General features: G+C 30.9%; 16 protein-coding genes and 2 pseudogenes. 8 read left to right on the top strand and 10 right to left on the bottom strand.

Annotation, left to right across the window (positions count from 1 at the left end; all coding sequences use genetic code 11):
* The first annotated feature begins 249 nt into the window (after positions 1 to 249).
* On the top strand, positions 250 to 453 hold the full coding sequence (locus AGR56_RS19110; protein ID WP_053243638.1) for a cold-shock protein: 204 nt from the start codon (positions 250 to 252) through the stop codon (positions 451 to 453).
* 93 nt (positions 454 to 546) lie between these two features.
* On the opposite strand, the gene AGR56_RS19105 is transcribed toward AGR56_RS19110, so the two are convergent.
* Complete coding sequence (locus tag AGR56_RS19105) at positions 547 to 1,065, bottom strand: peptidylprolyl isomerase (protein ID WP_053243637.1); 519 nt, start codon at positions 1,063 to 1,065, stop codon at positions 547 to 549.
* 230 nt (positions 1,066 to 1,295) lie between these two features.
* Between AGR56_RS19105 and nifH the strand changes: the two genes are divergently transcribed.
* Positions 1,296 to 2,123, top strand: coding sequence for a nitrogenase iron protein (nifH, locus tag AGR56_RS19100; RefSeq protein WP_053243636.1), 828 nt, complete (start codon positions 1,296 to 1,298; stop codon positions 2,121 to 2,123).
* A gap of 290 nt (positions 2,124 to 2,413) precedes the next feature.
* Positions 2,414 to 3,607 (top strand): elongation factor Tu, encoded by a 1,194-nt coding sequence (tuf, locus tag AGR56_RS19095; RefSeq protein WP_053243635.1) that lies wholly within the window; start codon positions 2,414 to 2,416, stop codon positions 3,605 to 3,607.
* On the opposite strand, the gene AGR56_RS19090 is transcribed toward tuf, so the two are convergent.
* The 5 genes and pseudogenes from AGR56_RS19090 to AGR56_RS19065 all read right to left on the bottom strand — a co-directional run bounded on the left by AGR56_RS19090 (position 3,594) and on the right by AGR56_RS19065 (position 10,846).
* Positions 3,594 to 4,745, bottom strand: a complete 1,152-nt coding sequence (locus AGR56_RS19090; RefSeq protein ID WP_053243634.1) for an IS110 family transposase — start codon at positions 4,743 to 4,745, stop codon at positions 3,594 to 3,596. The two genes, tuf and AGR56_RS19090, sit on opposite strands and share 14 nt — an antisense overlap.
* A 180-nt stretch (positions 4,746 to 4,925) precedes the next feature.
* Positions 4,926 to 6,262: pseudogene (locus tag AGR56_RS19865) on the bottom strand (IS3 family transposase).
* Positions 6,263 to 6,452: 190 nt separating this feature from the next.
* A complete protein-coding gene (locus AGR56_RS19075) occupies positions 6,453 to 7,787 on the bottom strand; it encodes an IS4 family transposase (RefSeq protein ID WP_053243632.1) in 1,335 nt (444 codons plus the stop codon).
* A gap of 146 nt (positions 7,788 to 7,933) precedes the next feature.
* Positions 7,934 to 9,352, bottom strand: a complete 1,419-nt coding sequence (locus AGR56_RS19070) for an IS4 family transposase (protein ID WP_053243631.1) — start codon at positions 9,350 to 9,352, stop codon at positions 7,934 to 7,936.
* Positions 9,353 to 9,472: 120 nt separating this feature from the next.
* Positions 9,473 to 10,846 carry an ISNCY family transposase gene (locus AGR56_RS19065; protein ID WP_053243630.1) on the bottom strand — a complete coding sequence of 458 codons (1,374 nt, stop codon included), beginning with the start codon at positions 10,844 to 10,846 and terminating at the stop codon, positions 9,473 to 9,475.
* Between the two features lie 314 nt (positions 10,847 to 11,160).
* Here AGR56_RS19065 and AGR56_RS19060 point away from each other — a divergent pair, with 314 nt between their 5' ends.
* Both AGR56_RS19060 and AGR56_RS19055 read left to right on the top strand, forming a co-directional pair.
* Entirely contained in the window at positions 11,161 to 12,423 is a 1,263-nt protein-coding gene (locus tag AGR56_RS19060) for an IS1380-like element ISEnca1 family transposase (protein ID WP_031587700.1), read from the top strand.
* Positions 12,424 to 13,030: 607 nt separating this feature from the next.
* Positions 13,031 to 14,059: an ATP-grasp domain-containing protein gene (locus AGR56_RS19055; RefSeq protein ID WP_053243629.1), complete on the top strand. Its 1,029-nt coding sequence runs from the start codon at positions 13,031 to 13,033 to the stop codon at positions 14,057 to 14,059.
* A 289-nt stretch (positions 14,060 to 14,348) separates the two neighbouring features.
* Here the strand turns inward: AGR56_RS19055 and AGR56_RS19050 are convergent.
* Positions 14,349 to 14,753: pseudogene (locus tag AGR56_RS19050) on the bottom strand (carbamoyl-phosphate synthase domain-containing protein); the annotation flags it as partial.
* Positions 14,754 to 15,236: 483 nt separating this feature from the next.
* The gene (gene lepB, locus AGR56_RS19045) at positions 15,237 to 15,791 is read right to left on the bottom strand and encodes a signal peptidase I (RefSeq protein ID WP_053243628.1); all 555 of its coding nucleotides are present in this window, start codon (positions 15,789 to 15,791) and stop codon (positions 15,237 to 15,239) included.
* A 734-nt stretch (positions 15,792 to 16,525) separates the two neighbouring features.
* Between lepB and AGR56_RS22455 the strand changes: the two genes are divergently transcribed.
* Together AGR56_RS22455 and AGR56_RS19040 are read left to right on the top strand one after the other, a co-directional pair.
* Positions 16,526 to 16,780 carry an IS110 family transposase gene (locus tag AGR56_RS22455; protein WP_242851611.1) on the top strand — a complete coding sequence of 85 codons (255 nt, stop codon included), beginning with the start codon at positions 16,526 to 16,528 and terminating at the stop codon, positions 16,778 to 16,780.
* Entirely contained in the window at positions 16,734 to 17,582 is an 849-nt protein-coding gene (locus tag AGR56_RS19040; protein WP_242851610.1) for a transposase, read from the top strand. Before AGR56_RS22455 ends, AGR56_RS19040 begins: the two co-directional genes overlap by 47 nt.
* An 823-nt stretch (positions 17,583 to 18,405) precedes the next feature.
* Here AGR56_RS19040 and AGR56_RS19035 read toward each other — a convergent pair.
* Positions 18,406 to 19,560, bottom strand: a complete 1,155-nt coding sequence (locus AGR56_RS19035; RefSeq protein WP_053243627.1) for a M20 family metallopeptidase — start codon at positions 19,558 to 19,560, stop codon at positions 18,406 to 18,408.
* A 256-nt stretch (positions 19,561 to 19,816) separates the two neighbouring features.
* A complete protein-coding gene (locus AGR56_RS19030) occupies positions 19,817 to 21,124 on the bottom strand; it encodes an IS110 family transposase (RefSeq protein ID WP_053243626.1) in 1,308 nt (435 codons plus the stop codon).
* A gap of 780 nt (positions 21,125 to 21,904) precedes the next feature.
* Here AGR56_RS19030 and AGR56_RS19025 point away from each other — a divergent pair.
* Positions 21,905 to 23,194: an IS110 family transposase gene (locus AGR56_RS19025; RefSeq protein WP_053243625.1), complete on the top strand. Its 1,290-nt coding sequence runs from the start codon at positions 21,905 to 21,907 to the stop codon at positions 23,192 to 23,194.
* The last annotated feature ends 289 nt before the right edge of the window (positions 23,195 to 23,483 follow it).

Raw genomic sequence — 23,483 nt, 5'->3', positions numbered from 1 at the left:
TATTTTCTATATGTATATAATTTTATATTTAATTACATTGAAAAAATAATCCATTATAATATTTGAATTATTGATAAATTTGTATAATAAAATTGTGAAATAGAAAAATTATGTCGTTTACTATTATCGTGTAATAAATATTGGTAGAGTTTTATTATGTATAATTTTATGCTATAATAAAATTGTAATTAGGGCACACAGATGTATAGTTAATATATCAATAATTATGTGTCGTTTTAGGAGGATATAATGAAAACAGGAACAGTTAAATGGTTTAATTCAGAAAAAGGCTATGGTTTTATTGCAGTTGAAGGAGAGAATGACGTATTTGTTCATTACACTGCAATTCAAGGCATGACTGGAAGAAAAAATCTTAATGAAGGCGATAAAGTTCAATTTGATGTTGAAGAAGGCGCAAAAGGACTTCAAGCAGCTAATGTTGTAAAATTATAATTTACATTAATATATAAACCATATACATTAAGATTAAAATAACTTCATGCAGCTAGCATGAAGTTATTTTATTTAAAACATAGCTTACCTAAATTACATTTTTTCAGGTTCAGGATAATCTTTTCCAAAAGTGTCAACAGTTATTTTCTTTATTCTTTGATCTTCATAAGGCTTATCTGAATAATCTCTCTTTACAGAAACTATTTTATCCACTTCCTCTATTCCAGAAATTACTTTTCCAAAAGCAGCATAATCTCCATCAAGATGTGGTGCATCCTCAGCCATTATAAAGAATTGAGAACCTGCTGAATTAGGATATGAAGTTCTTGCCATAGATATAACTCCTTTTTCATGTTTCAAGTCGTTTTTAAAACCATTAGAAGAAAATTCACCTTTTATAGAATAGTCAGGTCCACCCATTCCTGTTCCTTCAGGATCTCCACCTTGAATCATAAATCCAGGAATAACTCTATGAAATATAGTACCATTATAAAATTCTTTATTTATTAAAGAAATAAAATTATTTACAGTGTTAGGTGCCATATCTGGGTATAATTCAACTTCAATTTTACTTTTATCTTCCATTTCAATTGTAACTATTGGATTTTTCATTATTTTACCTCCATTTTATAAATAAAATATATATTTAATTATTATATCAAAATAAGGAAATATATATCCATAAAATTATTTTTCTTCAAGTTCATTCGTTAAATAAAATAAAACCCTTCACTATAGTGCTCGACAAATTCCAGTTTGTAAGGATAAATTTGGTATTGGTAATTTAAATATTTCAGCTTGTTTATCTATAAAGGCAAATAAATTTAGGAGGAGTGTATATTATGCGACAGATAGCTATTTATGGAAAAGGTGGAATAGGTAAATCTACAACAACACAAAACTTGACTGCAGGCTTATCTGAAAGAGAAAAAAATGTTATGGTAGTAGGCTGTGATCCAAAGGCTGATTCTACAAGATTGCTTTTAGGTGGACTTGCACAGAGAACGGTTTTAGATACCTTGAGGGAAGAAGGAGAGGATGTAGATTTAAATTATTTAATGAAAAGAGGATTTAATGGAATTAGATGTGTAGAATCGGGTGGACCTGAACCAGGAGTAGGATGCGCTGGGAGAGGTATTATAACGTCTATAAGCATGCTTGAAAGCCTTGGAGCATATACAGAAGATTTGGATTATGTTTTTTATGACGTTTTAGGTGACGTTGTTTGTGGTGGGTTTGCTATGCCAATTCGTGAAGGTAAAGCAAAAGAAATATATATTGTGGCTAGTGGAGAAATGATGGCGCTTTATGCAGCAAATAATATATCAAAGGGAGTACAAAAATATGCTAATAAGGGCGGAGTTAGATTGGGTGGAATTATATGCAATAGCAGAAAGGTAGACAACGAAAAGGAACTGCTGGAGGCATTTGCAGAGGAATTAGGTACACAGCTTATTTATTTTGTACCAAGGGATAATGTAGTTCAAAAGGCAGAGATTAATAAGCAAACTGTAATACAATTTTCTCCAGAGTCAAATCAAGCAAATGAGTATAGGTCATTGGCAGAGGCAATAGAAAAAAATAAAAATTTTGTGATTCCAAAGCCAATGACACAAAGGAGACTTGAAGAGATAGTTTTGACACATGGGTTAGTAGAACAGGCAATATAAACTGCTAAAGATAAATCACCTTGAAACTTGAAATTTACTTGTACCAAAATGCCGTCGTCTTCTGGGCATTATGGTGCACATGAATTTTAATAGTTGAAATGGTTTCACTATATATATTATAGATAAACAAGCTGAAATATTTAAATTACCAATACCAAATTTATCCTTACAAACTGGAAGTTGATTCAGAGCACAGAGTACAAAGTGCAGAGTACAGTGAAGGTGGATTTACCTTTCGTTTCTCTCAGGTAAATCTTAGAACTTAATTTATTATTAAGGAGGAACCAGAAATGGCAAAGGAAAAATTTGAAAGAAACAAACCACATGTAAACATAGGAACAATAGGACACGTAGATCATGGTAAGACAACATTAACAGCAGCAATCACAACAATTTTATCAAAAGAAGGAAAGGCAAAAGCTTTCAAATATGATGAAATTGATAAAGCACCAGAAGAAAAAGAAAGAGGAATAACAATCAACACAGCACACGTTGAGTATGAAACAGAAAACAGACACTATGCGCACGTAGACTGTCCAGGACATGCTGACTATGTAAAGAACATGATCACAGGAGCAGCACAAATGGATGGAGCAATACTAGTAGTAAGTGCAGCAGATGGTCCAATGCCACAAACAAGAGAGCATATACTATTAGCATCAAGAGTTGGAGTACAATATATAGTAGTATTCTTAAATAAAGCAGACCAAGTAGATGATCCAGAATTAATCGACTTAGTAGAAATGGAAGTAAGAGAGTTATTAAATGAATATGGATTCCCTGGCGACGATACACCAATCGTAGTAGGAAGTGCATTAAAAGCATTAGAGAACCCAGACGATGCAGAAGCAATAAAGCCAATAAAAGACTTAATGGCACAAGTAGATGAGTATATCCCAACTCCACAAAGAGCAACAGATAAGCCATTCTTAATGCCAATAGAAGATATCTTCACAATCACAGGAAGAGGAACAGTTGCAACAGGAAGAGTAGAAAGTGGAGTATTGCACGTAGGAGACGAAGTAGAAATCGTAGGATTAAGCGATGAAACAAGAAAAGTAGTAGTAACTGGAGTAGAAATGTTCAGAAAGTTACTAGATGAAGCAATGGCAGGAGATAACATCGGAGCATTGTTAAGAGGAGTTCAAAGAGAAGACATCGAAAGAGGTCAGGTACTAGCAAAACCAGGATCAGTAACACCACATCACAAGTTTGTAGGTCAGGTATACGTATTAAAGAAAGAAGAAGGCGGAAGACATACACCATTCTTCAACGGATATAGACCACAGTTCTACTTCAGAACAACAGACGTAACTGGAACAATCCAATTACCAGAAGGAGTAGAAATGGTAATGCCAGGAGACCACATAGACATGACAGTAGAATTAATAACAAAAGTAGCAATGAATGAAAACTTAAGATTTGCAATAAGAGAAGGCGGAAGAACAGTAGGTTCAGGAGTTGTTACTACTATTTTAGAATAATTTTAGCTTGTTTCTTTGCCTTACCCTCTGATTCTTTTTTTATTATATAGTCATACACTGCTGTATCTTTAATAGGAACTCTGCATTTTATGCTTTTCATTATCTCATAACCTGTTTTTCTCAGATATCTTGATCCCCGTTTTGATATTTTTCGGTTGTTTCCATTAAAATTTCCCGATTGATAAGGTGGTGCATCTATTCCTGAATAAGCCACAAGAGCCTTTGCGCTGTAGTACTTTCTTACGTCACCTATTTCTGCAATAATTCTTGGTGCTAATCTTTCTCCTACACCATTCATATTTAAAACAACATCGTATTCAGGTAACAGCTTGGCAAGTTCCTTCATTCGTGATAATATTAGATTTAAGGATATTCCAGTGGAATGGATTCCCTTTATAGTTTCTGAGATGATCATTTTTGTGCTTGACATCTTAGAAGGCATAGTTGTGATACTATTTTTAGCAAGAATATATATTTCATGAGCTTTATTTTGGCTAAATTGGTATCCTTCTTTTTTTGCCCATTTCTTATAGCTTTCAGTAAATTTATTTTCACTTAATTTAATAATATTATCATAATGCCAGTATTTTTGAACAAAGTCTGATAACTTGTCTTTTGCAAAGCTAGTTGAATTTGAAGCTAGGAGCCCTGCAATGCCTGGCATTGTTTCGTCTAAAAGATTTGAAAGCATTACTTTAAGTTTTATTCTTAAGGACATAAACTGAAAATATTGTCTTGAAAGAGTTTTAAGTTCATAATATGTATCTTCTTCTATTTTATAATTGCTTAATTCATACCAATTGTCTAAACCAAATTTTGAGATTGTTTTTGAGTCTAACTTATCTGTTTTGCCTTTTCTAATAGATATACTTGCGTACTTTTTCATAAGCATAGGATTAACAACGCAAACAAAAATCCCTCTTTCTTGTAGATAAGATACTACTGGAATATGATAATGCCCTGTTGCTTCCAGAATCACCTTGCTTTCTTCATCAAAACTTATAATTTTGTCAGCTAACTTTTTTAGCTCTTCTAAAGAGTGTTTAACTTCAAAAGGTTTATTCAAAATTTCACGATGTAATTTACTAATACAAACCGTACTTTTGCCTTTTGAAACATCTATACCAATGCTAATCATAATAGCAACTCCTTTGTTAAAAATTTTGTCCATCCACTTATTACTACTCATTTTTGTTCGTTACGCGGAAGCTAATTATAGTTCCAACCTGCTTAATCGAATATCCATAATAAGCAATGGGTGATAGTTTGAGCTACGGAAGTTAAATTCCAACAAATTGAATCATCAGCCAAAAAAAGTCTATACTACATTAATAAGATGATTTCTGTATTGAACAGGAGTCATCTTTTTTAAATTCCACTGATATCTATAGTTATTATAATAGATTAAATACTGCTTAATTTCCTTCTTTAACTCTTCAAATGTTTCGCATTGTTTTATATATGCCTCATCTTTAAAATGTCCAAAGAAAGATTCTTGTGGAGCATTGTCCCAACAATTACCGCGTCTTGACATTGATTGAGCAAGCTTGTACTTTTTAACTAATTTTTGGAATCTTGGACTGGTATAGTGTACTCCTTGATCTGAATGAATAAATGCATCTTTATCTAATTTTACTTTCCTATTGTTTTTTAGCTTGTATAGCGTATCTATTGCTATATCTAGTGTTAGACTATCAGATATATTATAGGCTAATATTTCGTTTGTAGATCCATCTTTAATTGTTGATAAATATGCTTTTTTGCCCTTGCCATAAAATAAATAAGTTATGTCTGTTAACAATACCTTACCTGGCATCTCTTGCTTAAAATTTCTCTTTAGAATATTTGGCAAAACAGTATGTTCTTTTGTTGCTTTCATCATTCTTCTGTATGGATTGGCTTTTCTAATTGGACAGACAATACCATATTTTTTCATTACCCTTCTAATACATTTTAAATTGTATACGATATCAAAATGACCTTCTAATGTCATTTTAATTTGTCTAGCTCCTTTTTTACGATTTTTAAAATTATAGGCTTTCAAAATATTATCTCTAAGCAACTCGTCTTTATTATCGCGTTGTGCTCTAGAATTGTGTGATTTGGATGAAAAATAGTTATAATATCCCGATCTAGATACTTCAGCTATTTTGCATAAATAGTTAACCATATTTTTAAGTTTATATTTTTCAATTACTGATTTTATAATAACAAATTTATTGTTTGCGGCTAAATTTACTTCTTCTTGCTCAGCCTCCTTTCTAGATGTTGAATTTTTTTTAATAATTCATTCTCCGCTTTAAGCAAGTTATTTTGAGCTTTAAGACGTTTATATTTTTCTTCTATCGAAAGTTCTTTCTCACTTGTTCTTCCAGAGTTCAATTTTCTGGTATCAGTTAATCCAGATACACCATTATTTCTATAAGAAGTTCTCCATCTGCCTGCTGATGCTTTTATTCGTGTAATTCCAAGTATATCTATATCAAAACCACACTCTTCGAAAATTTCCCTTGGAAGTTTTCATTTTTCGTTCTCAGTAATAAAAATGTTCTTAAATTCATCAGTATAGGTGATGCCTTTCTCACTTACATTCTTAACATATCTATTTTTATATAATATTTCTAATTCTTTTTTTGTAAATATTTTATTACTCATTTGCATTCTCCTAATGTTATTTATCTTATTATACACAAAACAATGTCATCAACTTAAGTAAGCTTCCAATAAATTCAAGTAATATAAAATTTGATTTAAAAAATTATTTTATTAAAAAATAACAACACAAATAATCCATTTAATTATTCAAGTTAAATGGATTATTTTTACATATTAATCTTTTTGCTTTTTAACTATTGGGCTTGATGTTTTGCATATACCTATTTCTACCTTTATATTTTATATGTGGATTACTTCTTCCAGTCCTAATTGGAACTAAATTTTTTGTGATTTCGTTCATCATATCTGTCTGCATAGCTTCTTGTTTTATTGTGTCCTCTTCTATAACCATTTTAATTATATATTCTCTAAACTTGCCAACTAATATATTCATATTGACCTTATAAAAATATTTTAATTTTCCTTTTTTATTTTTATTCTCATCTACAATATAGTTAGCATCATTTTTTAAATCCTGAATCAAATTAAATAACAACATTTGAGCATAAAAATCCTGTTCAACTATTATTGGTTTTTTACCTGAAATATTTTCAATATGAAGCTTATTTTTAATTAAGTCATAAGCTGTTTCAATACCCCAACGTTTTGAATACAAAACGCCTATTTCTTCAGTGTTAAAGTCCTCTTTTAGAATATTTGTAACCAAATATTCGTATTCACCTGTATTTAGCTTAATCTTAACCATTCTTAATGAAACTGCTTTAAGCATAGAAGCTTTTTGCCTAAGATACTTATCTGATATATACGCCAGTCTATTACCATTTGTTTTAAATTCAACAATTTCATCATCGCTTTTCATTGAATTTCTTTCTTTATTAAAAGTATTTCCTTGAAGTCTAAATAGAAATTTAATAGGACACTCTAATAAAAACATTAACATCTCTGTAGAAAAATATCCTCTATCAAAAATAGTAATGATTTTTCTATCATCTCCTAATGTTTCTAATGCATTATAAATATTAGATCCTGCTAAAACTCTTTCAGAGGTTCTGTATTTCTCAATAATTGCATCAATCATTATATTATTTTCAATGTCATAAATGCCAGAGGCTCTAGCACGAGCCATTTTTCTTACATCATCTTTATTTGGGTTTAAATATCCATAGGTTTGCCTCAGTTCTTCTGTGTTTGGTATTTCGAGTACCGTACCATCAATAGCAGTTATTATATAACCTTTATAAAGCTTATAATTAGGGTCATCATATACACGTTTAACATGACGTTTATTTAAGTAAACAAATACTTCTGGATTTAAGTTTAATCTTTGTTTACAGAATGCCTGCTTTGTAACAGCATCATCTTTTTTACCTATATTTTCATAATAATTATCAATTTCCATAGTTGTAGTTAATCCTTTCCTGCATATGATGTATTTCATTAAATCCTGAAAATTTAGTTTTCTATTTCTTGTAAATGCTTGTTTTTTTAATTGGCCTATTTTTTTAGTTTCCCCTGTTTGTATTTCTTTAAAGACTAACATAATTCTCTCATGTTTTTTTACCATCAGAAGAAGCTCCTTTTTGCTTTAAATATAACATATAAAAACATTATAATATGAAAATTATGACATTAAATTAAATTTAATGCGAACTAAATAAACGGCGACATATAATTTCCAAGTTGCGGTAGCCGAGGGCTTATAATCTAAAACTAAATTGCCAACTTTTTAATGTCATCTTTGTTAAACTTTATATTTTCTAGTATTAAACTAGGTCTTTTTCGTTCCTTCCTTTTTGATTTGATTCCACGCCGCAATATATTCTTTAAAATACTGTTAAAAATCTTACCTAAAGCTAGTTCACCTTTAAAAATATTTTTACTTAATTTATTAAAATGTTCCTTCACAACACTGAATGATTTGAACTCACTTATTTCTTTATTTTTTGTTTCATGAATAATACTTTTTAAAGTGAAAACTAGAGAAGAACTTAAGATTAATGCTATTAATCTTCCATACAAGAAACATTGAAATCTTTCTATTTTCACCTTTTTTACCAAATGTATTTTAAAAAGTGATTTCCATATTTTAAACATAATTTCTATTTGCCATCTCAAAGAGTATATTTCATGAACATGTTCTGTATCTAATATTGTAGGTGAAATATTTGTTATATAGACATTAATACCTAACCATAATTCACTCGTATCATTAGGTTTTCTTAATTGTTTTCTAACTTCATTATCATGCTTTGCCTTCTTTTTCCGCTTGTCTTCATCAGTTAATTTAGTTATAATTAATCTATAATTTTTTTGCTTTTTTCCTATGTAGATATCAGGAATTTCAATTGTTTCACCAGCTTGTAACTGGTGAATTAAATTCTTGATATCTATTTTTTTATACAAAGTTGATTCTTTAATCTTACCATTTTTATACTTATCAGGATTCTCGTTTTTAATATATACATTTATATTATTCTTCAATTTTGATATAAAGAAAGCATGATTTTCATCTATTGTTTCCAAATCAGTAATTTTAAAATATCCAAGATCTTTTAGGCACAAATCATTGGGCTTGATATCTTTTTGTAAGCTGCTAAGATATGAATTATCACTATCTATTCCGTTAGTTACATCACAATGAGTAATTCCGCCAGATAAAAGATCATACTCAAGTTGAATCTTAGCCATTGATTTTGTAGAACTGCCACCAGAGCCTTTGTACCTTTTATGATACTTTTCTGGAAGCTTAAATGATGTAGAATCGCATACTTTAATTCTATTGAAATGTGTTTTGAAAAAATTTTGGTTATTTTCTAGTGCTTTATTTTGTAATTTGAGCATTTCATGAAATATTGATGATATAAATTCTACAGCTTTTGAATTAAAGCGTTTGTTAAGTGCTTCTGAAGATATATCTATTGAGTATTCTATTGATAATCTAGAACATAATGAAGATAAAGCAGTTAAACATAAATCTTCACCCTTGAATATGCATAATGAAGCGAATTTTTTGGCATTTAACTTACCTTTTCTTTGAGTAAAACCACTTTTGCGTGCTAATTTATTTATTGTTTCAATTAAAAATAAATCTTTTAAGTGTTTATTTAATAATTGAATTTTTGTATGCATAATGGTTTTAATTATTAGCACCAGCTTTTGCTGGTGCTTTATTGATGGTATAAAACTATTTTAAGGTATGACAAATAAACCTTAAAAATCTTCAATTTTTAAGAAAATAGATTTATAGATTTATGCTATGTTTTCTTTTTGTCTATGAGATTGCTTGCTGCAATAATGTTCAAATGAAGCCTGCTTCCAAGGATGACTCATAGGTGGTATGTAGTGCTTCTTTGGAACCTTAGGCTTATCTACAAAATCAAAATTTTTAGATAAAGAAGCTCGTTCAGGTACTGATTCTAAAGCATAAACTTTTTCATTCACACAAAAATACAGATTGTTATCAAATGCTTTAATTACAATACCAGAGGTTCCTTTATGATAATAAACAGCATGTCCATTTTTATCTACCGGAAGATAATATCTTTTATTAAACTTTAAACAACTACCATTATCTATTTTTCTACTGTTGAGTACAGCAAGAATTAGATTAATTTTTTCTTTAGAAGGTTGCTTTTCAAAGACAGATTTGATATTATCAACAGGTAATGCAAACTGAGCATTGAATTCTTTTATGTAGTGATTTAAGAATTCGTTAGCTTCCTCAAGTGTAGCTATGCCTGCCAGTCGCATTTCTAATGGGAGGCGTGATTGTAGGGTTTGGAACATTCTTTCAACACGCCCTTTAGCTTGTGCAACACTACTGGTTTTAAGTTCAATGCCTAATTGTTTACAAGCATAACTGAACTGGGTAAAAGTATCATCTTCGATAGAAGGTGATTTTTTCTTTTTGTACTCGAATACAGTACGTCTATCGGTAAATAACATATAAGGAATACCGTATGTTGTAAGTACTTGGTGTAATACATTGTAGTATCCATTTAAAGTTTCCTGTGAATCGAAATATGCACCCATAATAGCACCAGTAGCATCATCTACAGCAATATGTAGTTGAGTCTTTTGTTGACCAAACCACAAATGGATCGAAGCATCCATTTGCAACATTTCGCCTAGATAAGCACACCTAGGACGTCTTGGATGGGCATCTTCAATTGCAATAATGGTATTTTGAACGTTAGCTATATCTTTTTTCGATTTTGCTGATTTTTTGAGTTCATTCAAATATTCACTAGTCTTTTTCTTTGTGATACGTTTAGCTTTAGGCGATAGGATAAATTCATCCATAAGTATAGTTCTGATGGTACTAGCAGAAACCTGAATATGCTCATGTTTTTTTAGTAATTCAGAAAAATGAGTAAAGTTAGCGCCTTCATACTTTGTACGATACAAATCAAGAATTGTTTGCCTAATTTTTGCGTCAAGAGCAATTGAGGGTTTTCTTCCTCTATTACCATGGATGAAATAACTTTTTCCATATTTCTTATAACCATTAATCATACGATTAATGTGTCTAACAGAACATCCAAGATAAAGAGCGGCCCTTTGTTTAGAACCATTTGTTTCTATTAATTTTTTTATAGTTGTATATTTATCATTTTCATTCATTGTTAGTATCACCTTTCTGATTATGTCCACCTCATTTCTAGCAATGAGGTTTATTATACTATAAATTTTGTTTTTGAGGACATAATCAAATGTGGTACACTAAGACATTATCACTTTTCAATCATACTGAGATTCTACGTCAGTACTTTATAAACCACCCTCAAAGCATTGATAAATATACGTTCCTTCAAAATTCAGCTTTCACCCATTGGGTGAAAGAAAAATGCTCAAAAATGTGTTGAATTATCAGCTTTTATGAGTCGATATATGGTACAATAATAGTAACAAAAGCAGCAGAAAAAGGGGTTTAAATTATGATTAATAAAATTGATTTCACAGCTAAGAATCTAACATCAAATGCAGGTCTTTTTCTTCTCCTTGAGAACGCAAAAAGTAATGAGATTTTTGATCTAGTTGAAGATGACCTCGTATTTGATAATGACTCCACAAATAAAATCAAGATGAATCATATAAAGACGATGATCTGTGGTCACTTTATTGGTATAGACAAGCTAGAACGTCTAAAGCTCCTTCAAAATGATCCACTCGTTAATGAATTTGATATTTCCGTAAAAGAACCTGAAACAGTGTCACGATTTTTAGGAAACTTCACCTTTAAGACAACACAAATGTTTAGAGACATTAATTTTAAAGTCTTTAAAAAACTGCTCACTAAAAGTAAATTGACATCCATTACGATTGATATTGATAGTAGTGTAATCAACGTAGAAGGTCATCAAGAAGGTGCATCAAAAGGATATAATCCCAAGAAACTAGGAAACCGATGCTACAATATCCAGTTTGCATTTTGCGACGAATTAAAAGCCTACGTCACCGGATTTGTAAGAAGTGGCAATACTTACACAGCTAACGGTGCATCTGAAATGATCAAAGAAATAGTAGCCAACATCAAAACAGATGATTTAGAGATTTTATTTCGAATGGATAGTGGCTACTTTGATGAAAAAATTATTGAAACGATAGAATCTCTTGGTTGCAAATATTTAATTAAAGCCAAAAGTTATTCTACGCTTGCATCCCAAGCAACGAATTCATCGGTTGTATTCGTTAAAGGTGAAGAAGGCAGAGAAACTACAGAACTGTTTACAAAATTAGATAACTGGGAGAAAGACAGAAGGTTTGTTGTGTCTCGCGTACTGAAACCAGAAAAAGAAAGAGCACAAATATCACTTTTAGAAGGCTCTGAGTACGAATACTTTTTCTTTGTGACAAACACTACATTGCTTTCTGAAAAAGTAGTTATATCCTATGAAAAACGTGGCAATGCTGAGAACTATATTAAAGAAGCCAAATACGACATGGCGGTGGGTCATCTTTTACTTAAATCATTTTGGGCAAATGAAGCGGTGTTTCAAATGATGATGCTTTCATATAACCTGTTTTTGTTGTTCAAGATTGATTCCTTAGAGCCTTCAGAATACAGACAGCAAATAAAGACCTTTCGTTTGAAGTATGTATTTCTTGCAGCCAAAATCATTAAAACCGCAAGAACTGTAATTATGAATTTGTCAGAAAACTATCCGTACAAGGAAGTGTATGAAAAATGTCTGGTATAATAAAGATATCATCTTGAAAATCGAGTGTTGCTCTGTGGATAACTTGCAGGGTTTAATAAGTATCTTTACTCCAAAGTTGCAATCAATAATTTATTGAAAAAGATTGAAAGGTGGTGGTAAATAATGTTACAATGTGGGAGTATCAGTTTAAATTCTTCGTGAAATAGTGTTCTTTTAAGCTAATAAAAAATGCACGTGGAATTTAGGTAACCTTAGCTTTTTATTGAAGATAAAAAAAAAAAAAAAAAAAGTTCACCTTTTACGTGCACAGCACCGTAAAAACCCTTCACCTTTCGCATAGCGAAAACCTTAGTCTTTTAACAAACGAAGTGAGTTAAAAACCCTTCACTATAGTGCTCGACAAATTCCAGTTTATCAGGATAAATTTGGAGATTGCAATTTTAAAGTTTCAAGTTGTCTATCTATATTTATAAATTTCGTGATGAATAATTCTAAATTTAGTAATATACTTATTATTAATTATAATTTTACATGATACTTATTTTAAGTAAATAGTTATTAGTTAAAACATATAAAAATATACATAAAAGGTAATATTATTATTACAAAAATATGCTTTTAATGCATAATATAGGAGGGAATCTATATGAATATCAAAGTATTATGGACAATATCAGATAGTATGGGTACTGTATCAGATTTAAAAATGCTGAAAGATATTAAACATATGAATATAGATATAGTTACAGCTGATAGAGAAAACAAGGATTCCTTAGGCTTTGCCATAACAGGTAAAAGATATGTTGTACCATGTGGTGATGACCCAAATTATATAGAAAGCATTAAAGCTATATGCGAAAAGGAAAAAATCACTACTTTAATACCTCAATACGGAGATGAACTAGTTCCATTATCCAGTAATATATCACTGTTCAATAATTTAGGTGTTAAAGCAATTATAACTTCAGATACTCACAAACTCGGTATTGCCAATAATAAAGCTGATTTATATGACTATTTTTCTGGAGATAGCTTTATTCCTCAATATAGACATGCAGCTACATTAAAAGAAATAGAAAGTGCTATATTTGAACTAGGATATCCTGCCAAAGCTATATGCATGAAACCTGCATCATCAGAAGGCGGCAAAGGCTTTCGCATAGTAAGCAATGAAAAATTAGATATATTAAGTGAAAGGCCAAGCACTGCAAAAATATCCTGGAAAATTCTAAAAAGTCAATTAGAACAATATAATAAATTACCGGATATCATAATTATGGAATACCTGCCTGGCACTGAATACAGTGTAGACTGTGTATGCAAAGATGGCAGAACAATTATCTGCATTCCCCGTCAAAGAGTGGAAACTTCCATGGGTGTGGCAGTCAAATCCATTATAGAAAAAAATGATGAGATTATCGATATATCGAAAGGAATAATTAAAACTTTAAACCTTTCCTACAACATAAATTTACAGTTTAAGTATTCAAGTAATGGCAAACCTAAGCTTATAGAAATAAACCCAAGAGTATCCGGTTCCCTGGTAGCTAATCTCGGTGCTGGTATAAATATGCTTGAAGTATCTTTGAAATTAGCTTATGGCCTGCCATTGCCAGCTTTAGATATAAAATGGGGTACAAAGATGCTGAGATATTGGGACCAAATATATTTATAAATATTGCGAAGCAATACTGCTTTGCAACATTAAAAAAAATTCTATAAATCTAATGTAAAAAAATCATAAAATACTAAGATATTTCAATAACTCGCTATAGCTCAGACAGATTGAAATATCTAAGTATTTTATGATTCTTTTACCAAGATTTATTAGAATTTTTTTTAAATCGTTTCTTCAGCAGTATTGCTTCGCCTTGGATCGATGTCAATATTTTAGACACAAAAAGTCGAACTTTTTTATGCAATTTTTCTTGATAGCTCCTCACATTGTTGAGGAGTTATATATCCAATACTTCATTAGAAATCACGCATTTCATAACTCCAGTATTTCTAATTTTTTTAGTAATACTTCTTGTATCTACTCCATAAACTCCAACTACCTCCATATCCTTTAACATTTCATCTATACTTTTCTCACTCTTATAATTTGATGGCGTCTTGCATATTGTCTTTGCTACAAATCCTTTTGCATAAACTTTCTCGGATTGATTTTCAAAGCTGCTTACTCCATAGTTGCCTATAAGCGGATAAGTCATATTTACTATTTGTCCTGCATAGGATGGGTCTGTTAATATCTCTTGATATCCTGTCATAGAAGTATTAAAAACTAGTTCTCCAATTTCTGTTCCAACCATTCCAAATCCATTTCCCTCGAAAGCAGTTCCATCTTCTAAGTATAATATACCTTTCATTGAATACACCTCTTCTTTATATTTAAACTTACAATTAATTTCTTTAATAAAATATACGTTTATTCTTATATTTATACATATATTATCTCACATTTTAAATTACTGTCAATGCTTTTTTGCAATATTTAAGCCATGTTACGCATTACTGCTTATTAATTTCTCTACTCATATTTATGCAACAATGTATAAAATAAAAACCTTCTTAATATAACTAAGAAGGTTTGAACAACTAAACATTCCACAAAAATATATTGGAACGTAACCCATTATTTCCTATCTCTGCAATAAAAATGTATAATAAAAAGCCTTCTCCAGAAAGAAGGCTTAACGTACAAAAGTATACACTTTAAGCAAAATTTTAAACTAATTTCAAATCCTTCTTAGCCTCTCTGGACCAATCATTAAAGGTATTAAATTTTTTCTTACTTTTATATATGATATCATTATTTAATACTTATGTCAATAATATTTAAAATTTTATTATTAGAATATCTTCATAGTATTAAAAGGATATGCTCTTAAAATAACATGACCATTCAGTGCCTTAAGTGAAATTGGACCTAAATATCTGCTATCCAAGCTTACCGTCCTATTGTCTCCCATGACAAATATGTATCCTTCTGGAACTTTATATTTTTTATTTACACCAAGAAAGCTTCCTCCTAAAGTTTTCATGCCGGGATTCAAATAAGATTCCTTAAGCTTTTCTCCATTTCTATAAACATTACCATCTTTTATTTCTAGATCATCTCCAGCAATCCCTATTACTCTCTTTACATAAGTATCATGAGTAGGATTCCCTGAATCAAAAGTTACTATTTCACCCCTTTTTATACTTTTAGAATACAGAGATAGTTTTTCAACGAATATTACATCTTTATCTTTAAGAGTAGACATCATAGAAGGTCCATCTACATTTGCTCTAGCAAATACATAACTTCTAAACAAAAATGCTATTGCAATTGCAATTCCTATAGATATTGCGTAATCTCTTATTTCTGCTGCTCTACCTTTACTTTTTTTCTGATTTTTTTCCAATAAAATTCACCCTTTACTAATATACACCATTTAAAACTTAAAATTTATTTGTACTAAAAATGCTGTGTTCTGAGATTTTGGTGCACATAAATTTTATTAATTGAAGTGGTATATATATAATCAAATATATTTACTTGATTATTATACGACTTTTTTAATAGCTAAGAACAATATAAATAATCTAGTTTTTCTGACAATGTCATATTTTTTATGTTCCAATTCCTCTTAGAACAATACTTAATTATATGGTTTCCTATTACTCCGTAACAAAATTCATAGAATTTATTATCAACCATGGCGGAGTCCACATACCAGACCTACATATATGAATTGCATTACCTCCTTGTATAATGTAGTCATAACATTCGATAGAAAACTATCATGATTCCTAACGAACATTAAAACTCATATCTTTTAATATATTCGAATAGTTACAACCAATCTAGGCTATATATTCTTATCTAAATTTAGTTTTCTATTTTCCTAATGGGAAGCCAAACCAATAAATATTATTGTATAATATCTCCTGAATAGAAGATAGATGTAATCCTCCTGGGAAATGACTCTAAGAGTCATTATTACCCGTAAAATAGCGTATCGTTCCATCAGTGATGATTCTGTGTTTAGCTGGTTAGGTTTCCCTTCGGGAATTACCTGTGTCACAAACAAGGTTACAAAATTACTGATAGAAATGGAATATCTATTCTATCTCACAAACAAAGGAGATAATATATATGAGTAAATTTTTTTATAGACCAACAGTTGGAATTGACGTATCATCAGATTTTTCAGTAGTTGCTATACTAGCACCTGACGGTGAAATTTATAGAAAGCCTTTTAAGATTATGCATAGTAGAAATGGTTTTGATTACCTAGTAGATCAAATAAAAAAAGCGGAAGAAGAGTTTAACATGAAAACAGCAATTTTCATGGAATCTACTGGTGTATACCATCTCACTCTTTTCCACTTTTCTAAAAGATACATTTGAAACATGTATCCTTAATCCACTCATTACTAATTGTAACAAGAATGGTGACATAAGAAAAGTGAAAAATGATAAAAAAGATGCATTAACCATTGCTAATATAGGTAAATTTCAAAATGTTAAATATTCTTCTAATTTTGATGTTGAAATTTACACTTTAAAATCTCTTTGCAGAGATTACTATAAATTTACTGATAGCAAATCTACATTTAAAAAGAAACTTTCTACTGATTTAAGAGTTATATTTCCTAGTTACAGCACTGTTTTTTCAGATATTGCTGGTAAAACGTCAATAGCTATACTAAAAAAGTATTCTAGCCCTGAAGCTATTTTAAATACTGATAGAGATGAAGTTATTAATATCATTTCAATCAACTCTAGAAAAGGACTAGCACATAGTGAAAAAATTTATAGCAAGCTATATAATGCTGCTGAAGAAGCTGCCTACATCGGTCTTAAATCACCAAGTCTATTTGTAAAAATAATTAATACTATTGCTGTAATAGAATCATTAGAGATACAAATTCAAAATCTATTAAATGAAATTCATCTATTAATGAGTAGCAATAGAATTTCTGATGAATTTAAGAAAAATGTACAATTACTTTACTCAATACCAGGCGTTGGTAAACTAACTGCCATCACAATAATGAGTGAAATCGGCAATATTAAAGGTTTTGTTAAACCTAAACACCTAGTTGCTTATTTTGGTTTAGATCCTTCTGTTAGCCAATCTGGTAAGTTTAACAGTGACAGAAATGTCATGTCTAAACGAGGCACCAGAATAGGCCGTAGGGCCTTATAGCTGTCGCGTTAGCGTCCATACGTAAGAATAGAAACGGTGAACCTATAAATAAAGTTCTGCTTAATTTCTATAATGAGAATATGAATGGTAAAAGTAAAAAAGTAGGTTTAGTTGCAGTAATGCATAAACTAATTAATTACATATTCTCTGTTCTTAAAAGTCAAAAAGAGTATGAACTACGTGACCCAAGATACATTTAAAAATGTATCTAAACAATAAGTCAAAGCAAGTAGCTTAACAGCTAAAATAATTAGGAATTATTTTCCATTGTTCGTATTTTTCAATGGATTTTTTATGATACCTATTTTTATTAATAATTTTTTTTATTCATAATGCATTGAATTAATATATACATATTATGAATGATAAATAGAAAAAGTTATTTGATATTATTAACGATATAATAAAAAAATATCTTTAGAAGGATATAAAATGAAAATGTAAAAAAATATTGGGGGTAATATTAGAAAATAACTATTAAGAAATATGAAGGATATTTCTTAAATGAATAAAATATTCAATTAATAGAAAAGCAAAAAGTAATAAATTTATCAATTATGCATAATCAAAGGTAAAAATATAAATGAAAAAATTCAAAAAATAATATAAAAAAATATTAATTTTTTTATATTACTATGGTGAAGATTAAGATATATAGGTATTTGTACTATTATATTTTAATATTTACAATTAAACTTATCAATATTTGTGCTAAGAATATGAATTAGTATAATTTTTATATGCATATTGTGATTTTGACATGAAAAACTCCCTTAAACTTTATACATATGAATAAAGGAGTCAAATGTGATAAAAATAAGGTTTAGAGGTTTAAAATACTTGAAGCTAGGAGCTTAGTTCTTTCAAATAAGGATTCTAAATATCCAAATTCATTATTTGTATGTTGATACATACCTTGAGCACCCATACCGCATAAAGCTGGTACTCCAACCATTGTTGAAAAAGATGAATCAGAACCGCCGCCTACTGTTTTCCCATAAGGTTCCTTTAAATCAAGTTCTAATGAGGTTTTCCTTACAACCTCAAATAATTCTTTCGTACCATTAATAACTTCCATAGGATGCATAACAGATTCAAGCTTTAATTGAGATTTTGTGCCTTCAACGTAAGTTTTTTTTGTTATGTTTTCTAGTTCCTTGGCTATTTTAGGCAGCATATCTTCTTTTAAAAATCTTACATCTATCATAGCTTCAGCATGTTCAGGCACCACATTTCCAGCAGTTCCTCCATTTACAATGCCTACATTTAAGGTTGTTCCTTCAGCTATATTTGTTAAGTTTTGAATATCTATAATTTTATGAGAAATTTCTAAAACTGCATTTTTTCCTTCTTCATACTGATTTCCAGCATGAGCAGCAATTCCCCTGACTTCAAGTATAAAAGAAGCACAACCTTTTCTTTCTATGACTATAGCGTTATCAGTTCTACCGGTTTCGCAGTTAAATGTTGCGTAGCATTCTTTAAATTCTTCTGGGAGTACTTCACTTAAATTAGAATTGGCATGTCCAACTTCTTCATCGCCTATGAGTATAACTTTTATTGGTCTTTTTTTGTAATTGATAGAATTTAGGGCTTTAATTGCATAAATTAAAACTACGATTCCACCTTTCATGTCTACAACTCCAGGACCATAGACTTTGCCATTTTCAATTTTAAAAGGATTTTTTTCTATAGCGCTGTCTTTAAATACAGTATCCATATGGCCCGTGAGACAAATAGGTTTTTTACTGTTTTCATATGTAGATTTCCCAATCAATGATGCACCAGCATTTTTAAAATCAAGAATATCAGTTTTAAAGTTTTCATCTTCAAGAATAGTCTTTAGTTTATTTACTATAGTGTCAATTCCTTTTTTGTTATGCGAACCGCTTTCTATGTTAACTAAGGTTTTCCATAGGTCAATCATTTCCTCACGGTTTGCGTCTACAAAATTTTGAAATATTTTTCGTTTGTTCATCCATAATATCACTCCTAGTTAAATTTTAATAATAAAATAAAAGAATTTTTTAAATTTAAGGCAAAAGTTTCTTTGTATAGTTATTATATAATTAAATTGTGTAAATTTGTAGTTATAAATATATAATCTTAAGTCCAGCTAAGAAATGTCAATAAGAAATAAAAAATAATTATTATTTTTATGAGATTAAAAAAGGTTAACTTTAATAAACCTTTTGACTAACTGTCAAAAAATAAAATTTGGTTATGGAATTATACTACGCAGCGAAGCCGTATTTCGCTTTGCGGTAATTCTTTTGGTGGTCTTCTGGTGTTATGATTTTGAACTCTTTTTCATCACGAAGAATGGCAAATACAATGTTACAAACTTTATGCATAACAGCTCCTAGAGCTACCATTTTAGGTTTACTCTTACATTTCAAAATATAGTAGTCTCGAAGTACAGGATTTTTGGCAGAACCATCTTTGTTTTTGCTGATGCTGATTAAAGCCATAGTGTGGATAACTCTTCTTGCAATTGGAGAACCTCGTTTTGACATACTGATTTGTGTACCATTAAATTTACCAGATTGTTTTACTGCTGGATCCAAACCAAAGTAAGCAAAAAGCTGCTTAGGTGACTTAAATGCAGAGAAATCTCCGATTTCTCCCATTAGACTTACAGCAGAAAGAAAACCTGCACCTTTGTATGATTCAATTAAGTGAATTTGTTTAACAAAATTAGTACCTTCGTTTGCATCGATAAGTGTATGCATATCTAAGAGTATTGAAGAAATCTCTTCATCATACTTTCTAATGAAGCTTATGTATAAACGAATGCGCTTAAAATTACTACTTACAGCATGTCCAAAAGTAAGAGCATCATTAGCAGCTTGGATAATAGAATGATATTTAGTATAAGCATAATTAGGTCCAAAGCGTGCAGTAAGACGTATGGAGTTTACTATTTCATCTTTTGGAGCTGCTAAAAAGGCATCTGGAGATGTATATTTCTCAAGCAATGTCATTGCTGTGTTTGTAGTTATTTTAGAAAAAATTTTCAAATACTGTGGAAAAACCATTCGGAGTTCACTCTGCAATTTATTCACATAAGCAGAGCGATTATCCATCAGGTCATAATATTCTCTTGATAAATTTCTTAAATCAAGAGCGAGGTCTGATGGCATAAGAGAAACTTTTAAATCTGGCTTTAAACCAATTAAGGCAGCTTTTTTTGAATCAAATTTGTCATTATGTACTTTTCTGATGTTAATGTTTGTGCTATTCTTAGTGATGATAGGATTAATAACGTTGGTGTTAAATCCATTGTCACGAAGATAGCAGAAGAGTGGGTAATGATAAATTCCCGTGGATTCTAGGAAAATGCGACTTTCCAAAGAATACAGCTCTTCTGCTTCTTTTATTTTAGAAACAGCAATAGCAAGGGAATTTAAATCAGAATGTAGGATTTTAAAAGGTTTTCCTACAAATGTTTGGTTGGGAAGGGCAATAGACATCCAACTGAAGTCTGCACCAACATCAATCCCAACGGAGATAAATAAATTATATTTAATAATGTTTGACATGAGCGATAGCTCCTTTCTGATAGGAATCCATTTCCAAGCAATGAGTACACATCCTAGCATGTGATACGGGTATAGCCTGAGGCTCCCAACCAGCTAATCATAAAACCTCATTGAATGGACTAATTGACTTAATCACAGGTATAGATCAGTAGTAACTGACTTCCCAAGGAGGCGAACATTATTTGTCCTATCGTTGAAGATTATACTTTATGAAAAGTCTGGAGTCTATAAGGAACCGTCAGACGTATTAAATTATACAAGTAACATCTGATGAAGGAGGAAGTCCTTCTTCCGTTACTCAGTTTAGAAATTTATGAAGAAAAGAATAGCCCTTAGTGGCTATATCATTATTATACTAGGAGTCTCCTCGTATAATATGTTTATAGCCAAATAAAACTGGTTATAAACTTATCTTTTTTATAGTATAGAGGTAGGAGACATCTTTGAGGGATTCTCCCTCATCCTATTCTCATCTATACAATTAATATTTATATATTCAATAAAGATTATCCTGTGGTATGATATCAGCAGAGTCTGATGTCCGAAGGCACTGCTTCTTCTCCTTTCAGCCAACGTTTGTTGTGTCTGCTTTTAAAGCTTTCAGCCTGGTTAATGTGGCACATTCCGCTAACACAGATGTTTCATCCCCTGCCGTAGCTCCAGCAAAAAAGCTGGCAGGGTGCATGCTGATTACGCGAGGTTGCGGTCACTACATTATGCCCAGGATAAACCTTTTGCTTCAGATTTCAAAAATACTTAATCGGAAAGGATGGTGATATCATGTTAAAGATTAACTTTATGTCTACTTTGTTTGTCGGTATTGATGTCAGTTCCAAATCCAATGTTGTTTATGCAATGGATTTTTATAAAAATAAATATATTCAAACTTCTTTCTCCAACAATCAGCCTGGTGCAGATGAACTCTCTGCTTTAATCAAAGATTGTATGGTTGCTCACTCTGATCTGAATACTATTGTAATTGCTATGGAATCAACTTCTGTTTATAGTATTCACATAGCAAACCATCTTTCTACTTGCGAAATACTGCTTCCATTTAAGCCTTACGTTTTCTGTCTGAATCCTAAAATGACAGCTAACTATAGGAAAGCTTTTATTGCTATGGTTAAAACAGATCCTTTGGATGCCTTTATTATCGCTGATTTTGCAAGAGCTGGTTTAATCGAAACACAGCCTTGGCGTGGCAGCCAGTTCCTGGCTTTAAAGCGCCTTACAAGACATCGCCTGCATCTGACAGAATGCATTACCAGGGAGAAAACATATATGATCTCCAACCTATATCTCAAATTCAGCGAATTACAGCTTCTTAGCGGTGAGAATCAGCCATTTAGCAACATTTATGGTGCTACCTCATCTGCTATCCTTACAGAATATTTATCTCCTCAGGAGATTATGGATGCTTCTGAAGAAGAGTTGCTTACATTCATCGCTGAAAAAAGCAGGAATAGGATTACAGATATTTCAAAAACTACTGAGCTTTTGAAAAAAGCTGCAAGGGATTCCTATCGTCTTGACAAATGCCTTTATGAGCCTTTAAACATCTCTCTGGCAAGTTCTTTCAACTGTATCGATACTTTTAAGAAAGAAATCAAGGCTATTGATGATGCCATTGAAAAAACAATCAAAGGCATGCATCCCAATGCACTTACCATTCTCAAATCAATTGATGGTATCGGTCCTGTGTTTGCCGCTGGAATCATTGCTGAAATTGGCGATATAAATGTTTTTCATTCATCCGATGCTTTAGCCAAGTACGCTGGCCTTACTTGGTCAAAAAATCAATCTGGTGAATTTGATGGAGAAGACACCCATATGCAGAAAGCTGGAAATACTTATCTGCGTTATTACCTTGGTGAAGCCGCCAACAGTGTCAGAAGACACATTCCTGAGTATCGGGACTACTACGCTAAAAAATACAGCGAAGTTCCGAAACATCAGCACAAAAGAGCACTCGCGTTGACATCTCGTAAATTCGTACGACTCGTTTTTGGTTTGCTGGTCAAAAACCAATTGTACACCGGTGAAAATTTAGACACCGAATTCCATATCTAGGCGAACAGACATTCGATTTTTTGCAAAAGAATCCGGATGTTTATTTTGTGCACCCTTTTTTAAGAAAAACATATCAAAACCTTTTAAAAATTATCTTGACATATTACCAGATTGCTTTCTCGTATAATATAGTTGTACCCACCAATAAAGATTAGACCAAATCTACTAACGGATGTTTATAATAATATTTTTACTATTATTCGTATTTACCTAATTCATATCTGGAAATTAAATATCCTTAGTAAGTCTATTTTCAAATTATAGTAAATTCCATCAGGAAGTTGCTTGA

It is taken from the genome of Clostridium sp. DMHC 10 (genome assembly GCF_001270375.1).
Taxonomy (GTDB): domain Bacteria; phylum Bacillota; class Clostridia; order Clostridiales; family Clostridiaceae; genus Clostridium_S; species Clostridium_S guangxiense.
This window is presented reverse-complemented; position numbering and strand designations above follow the sequence as displayed.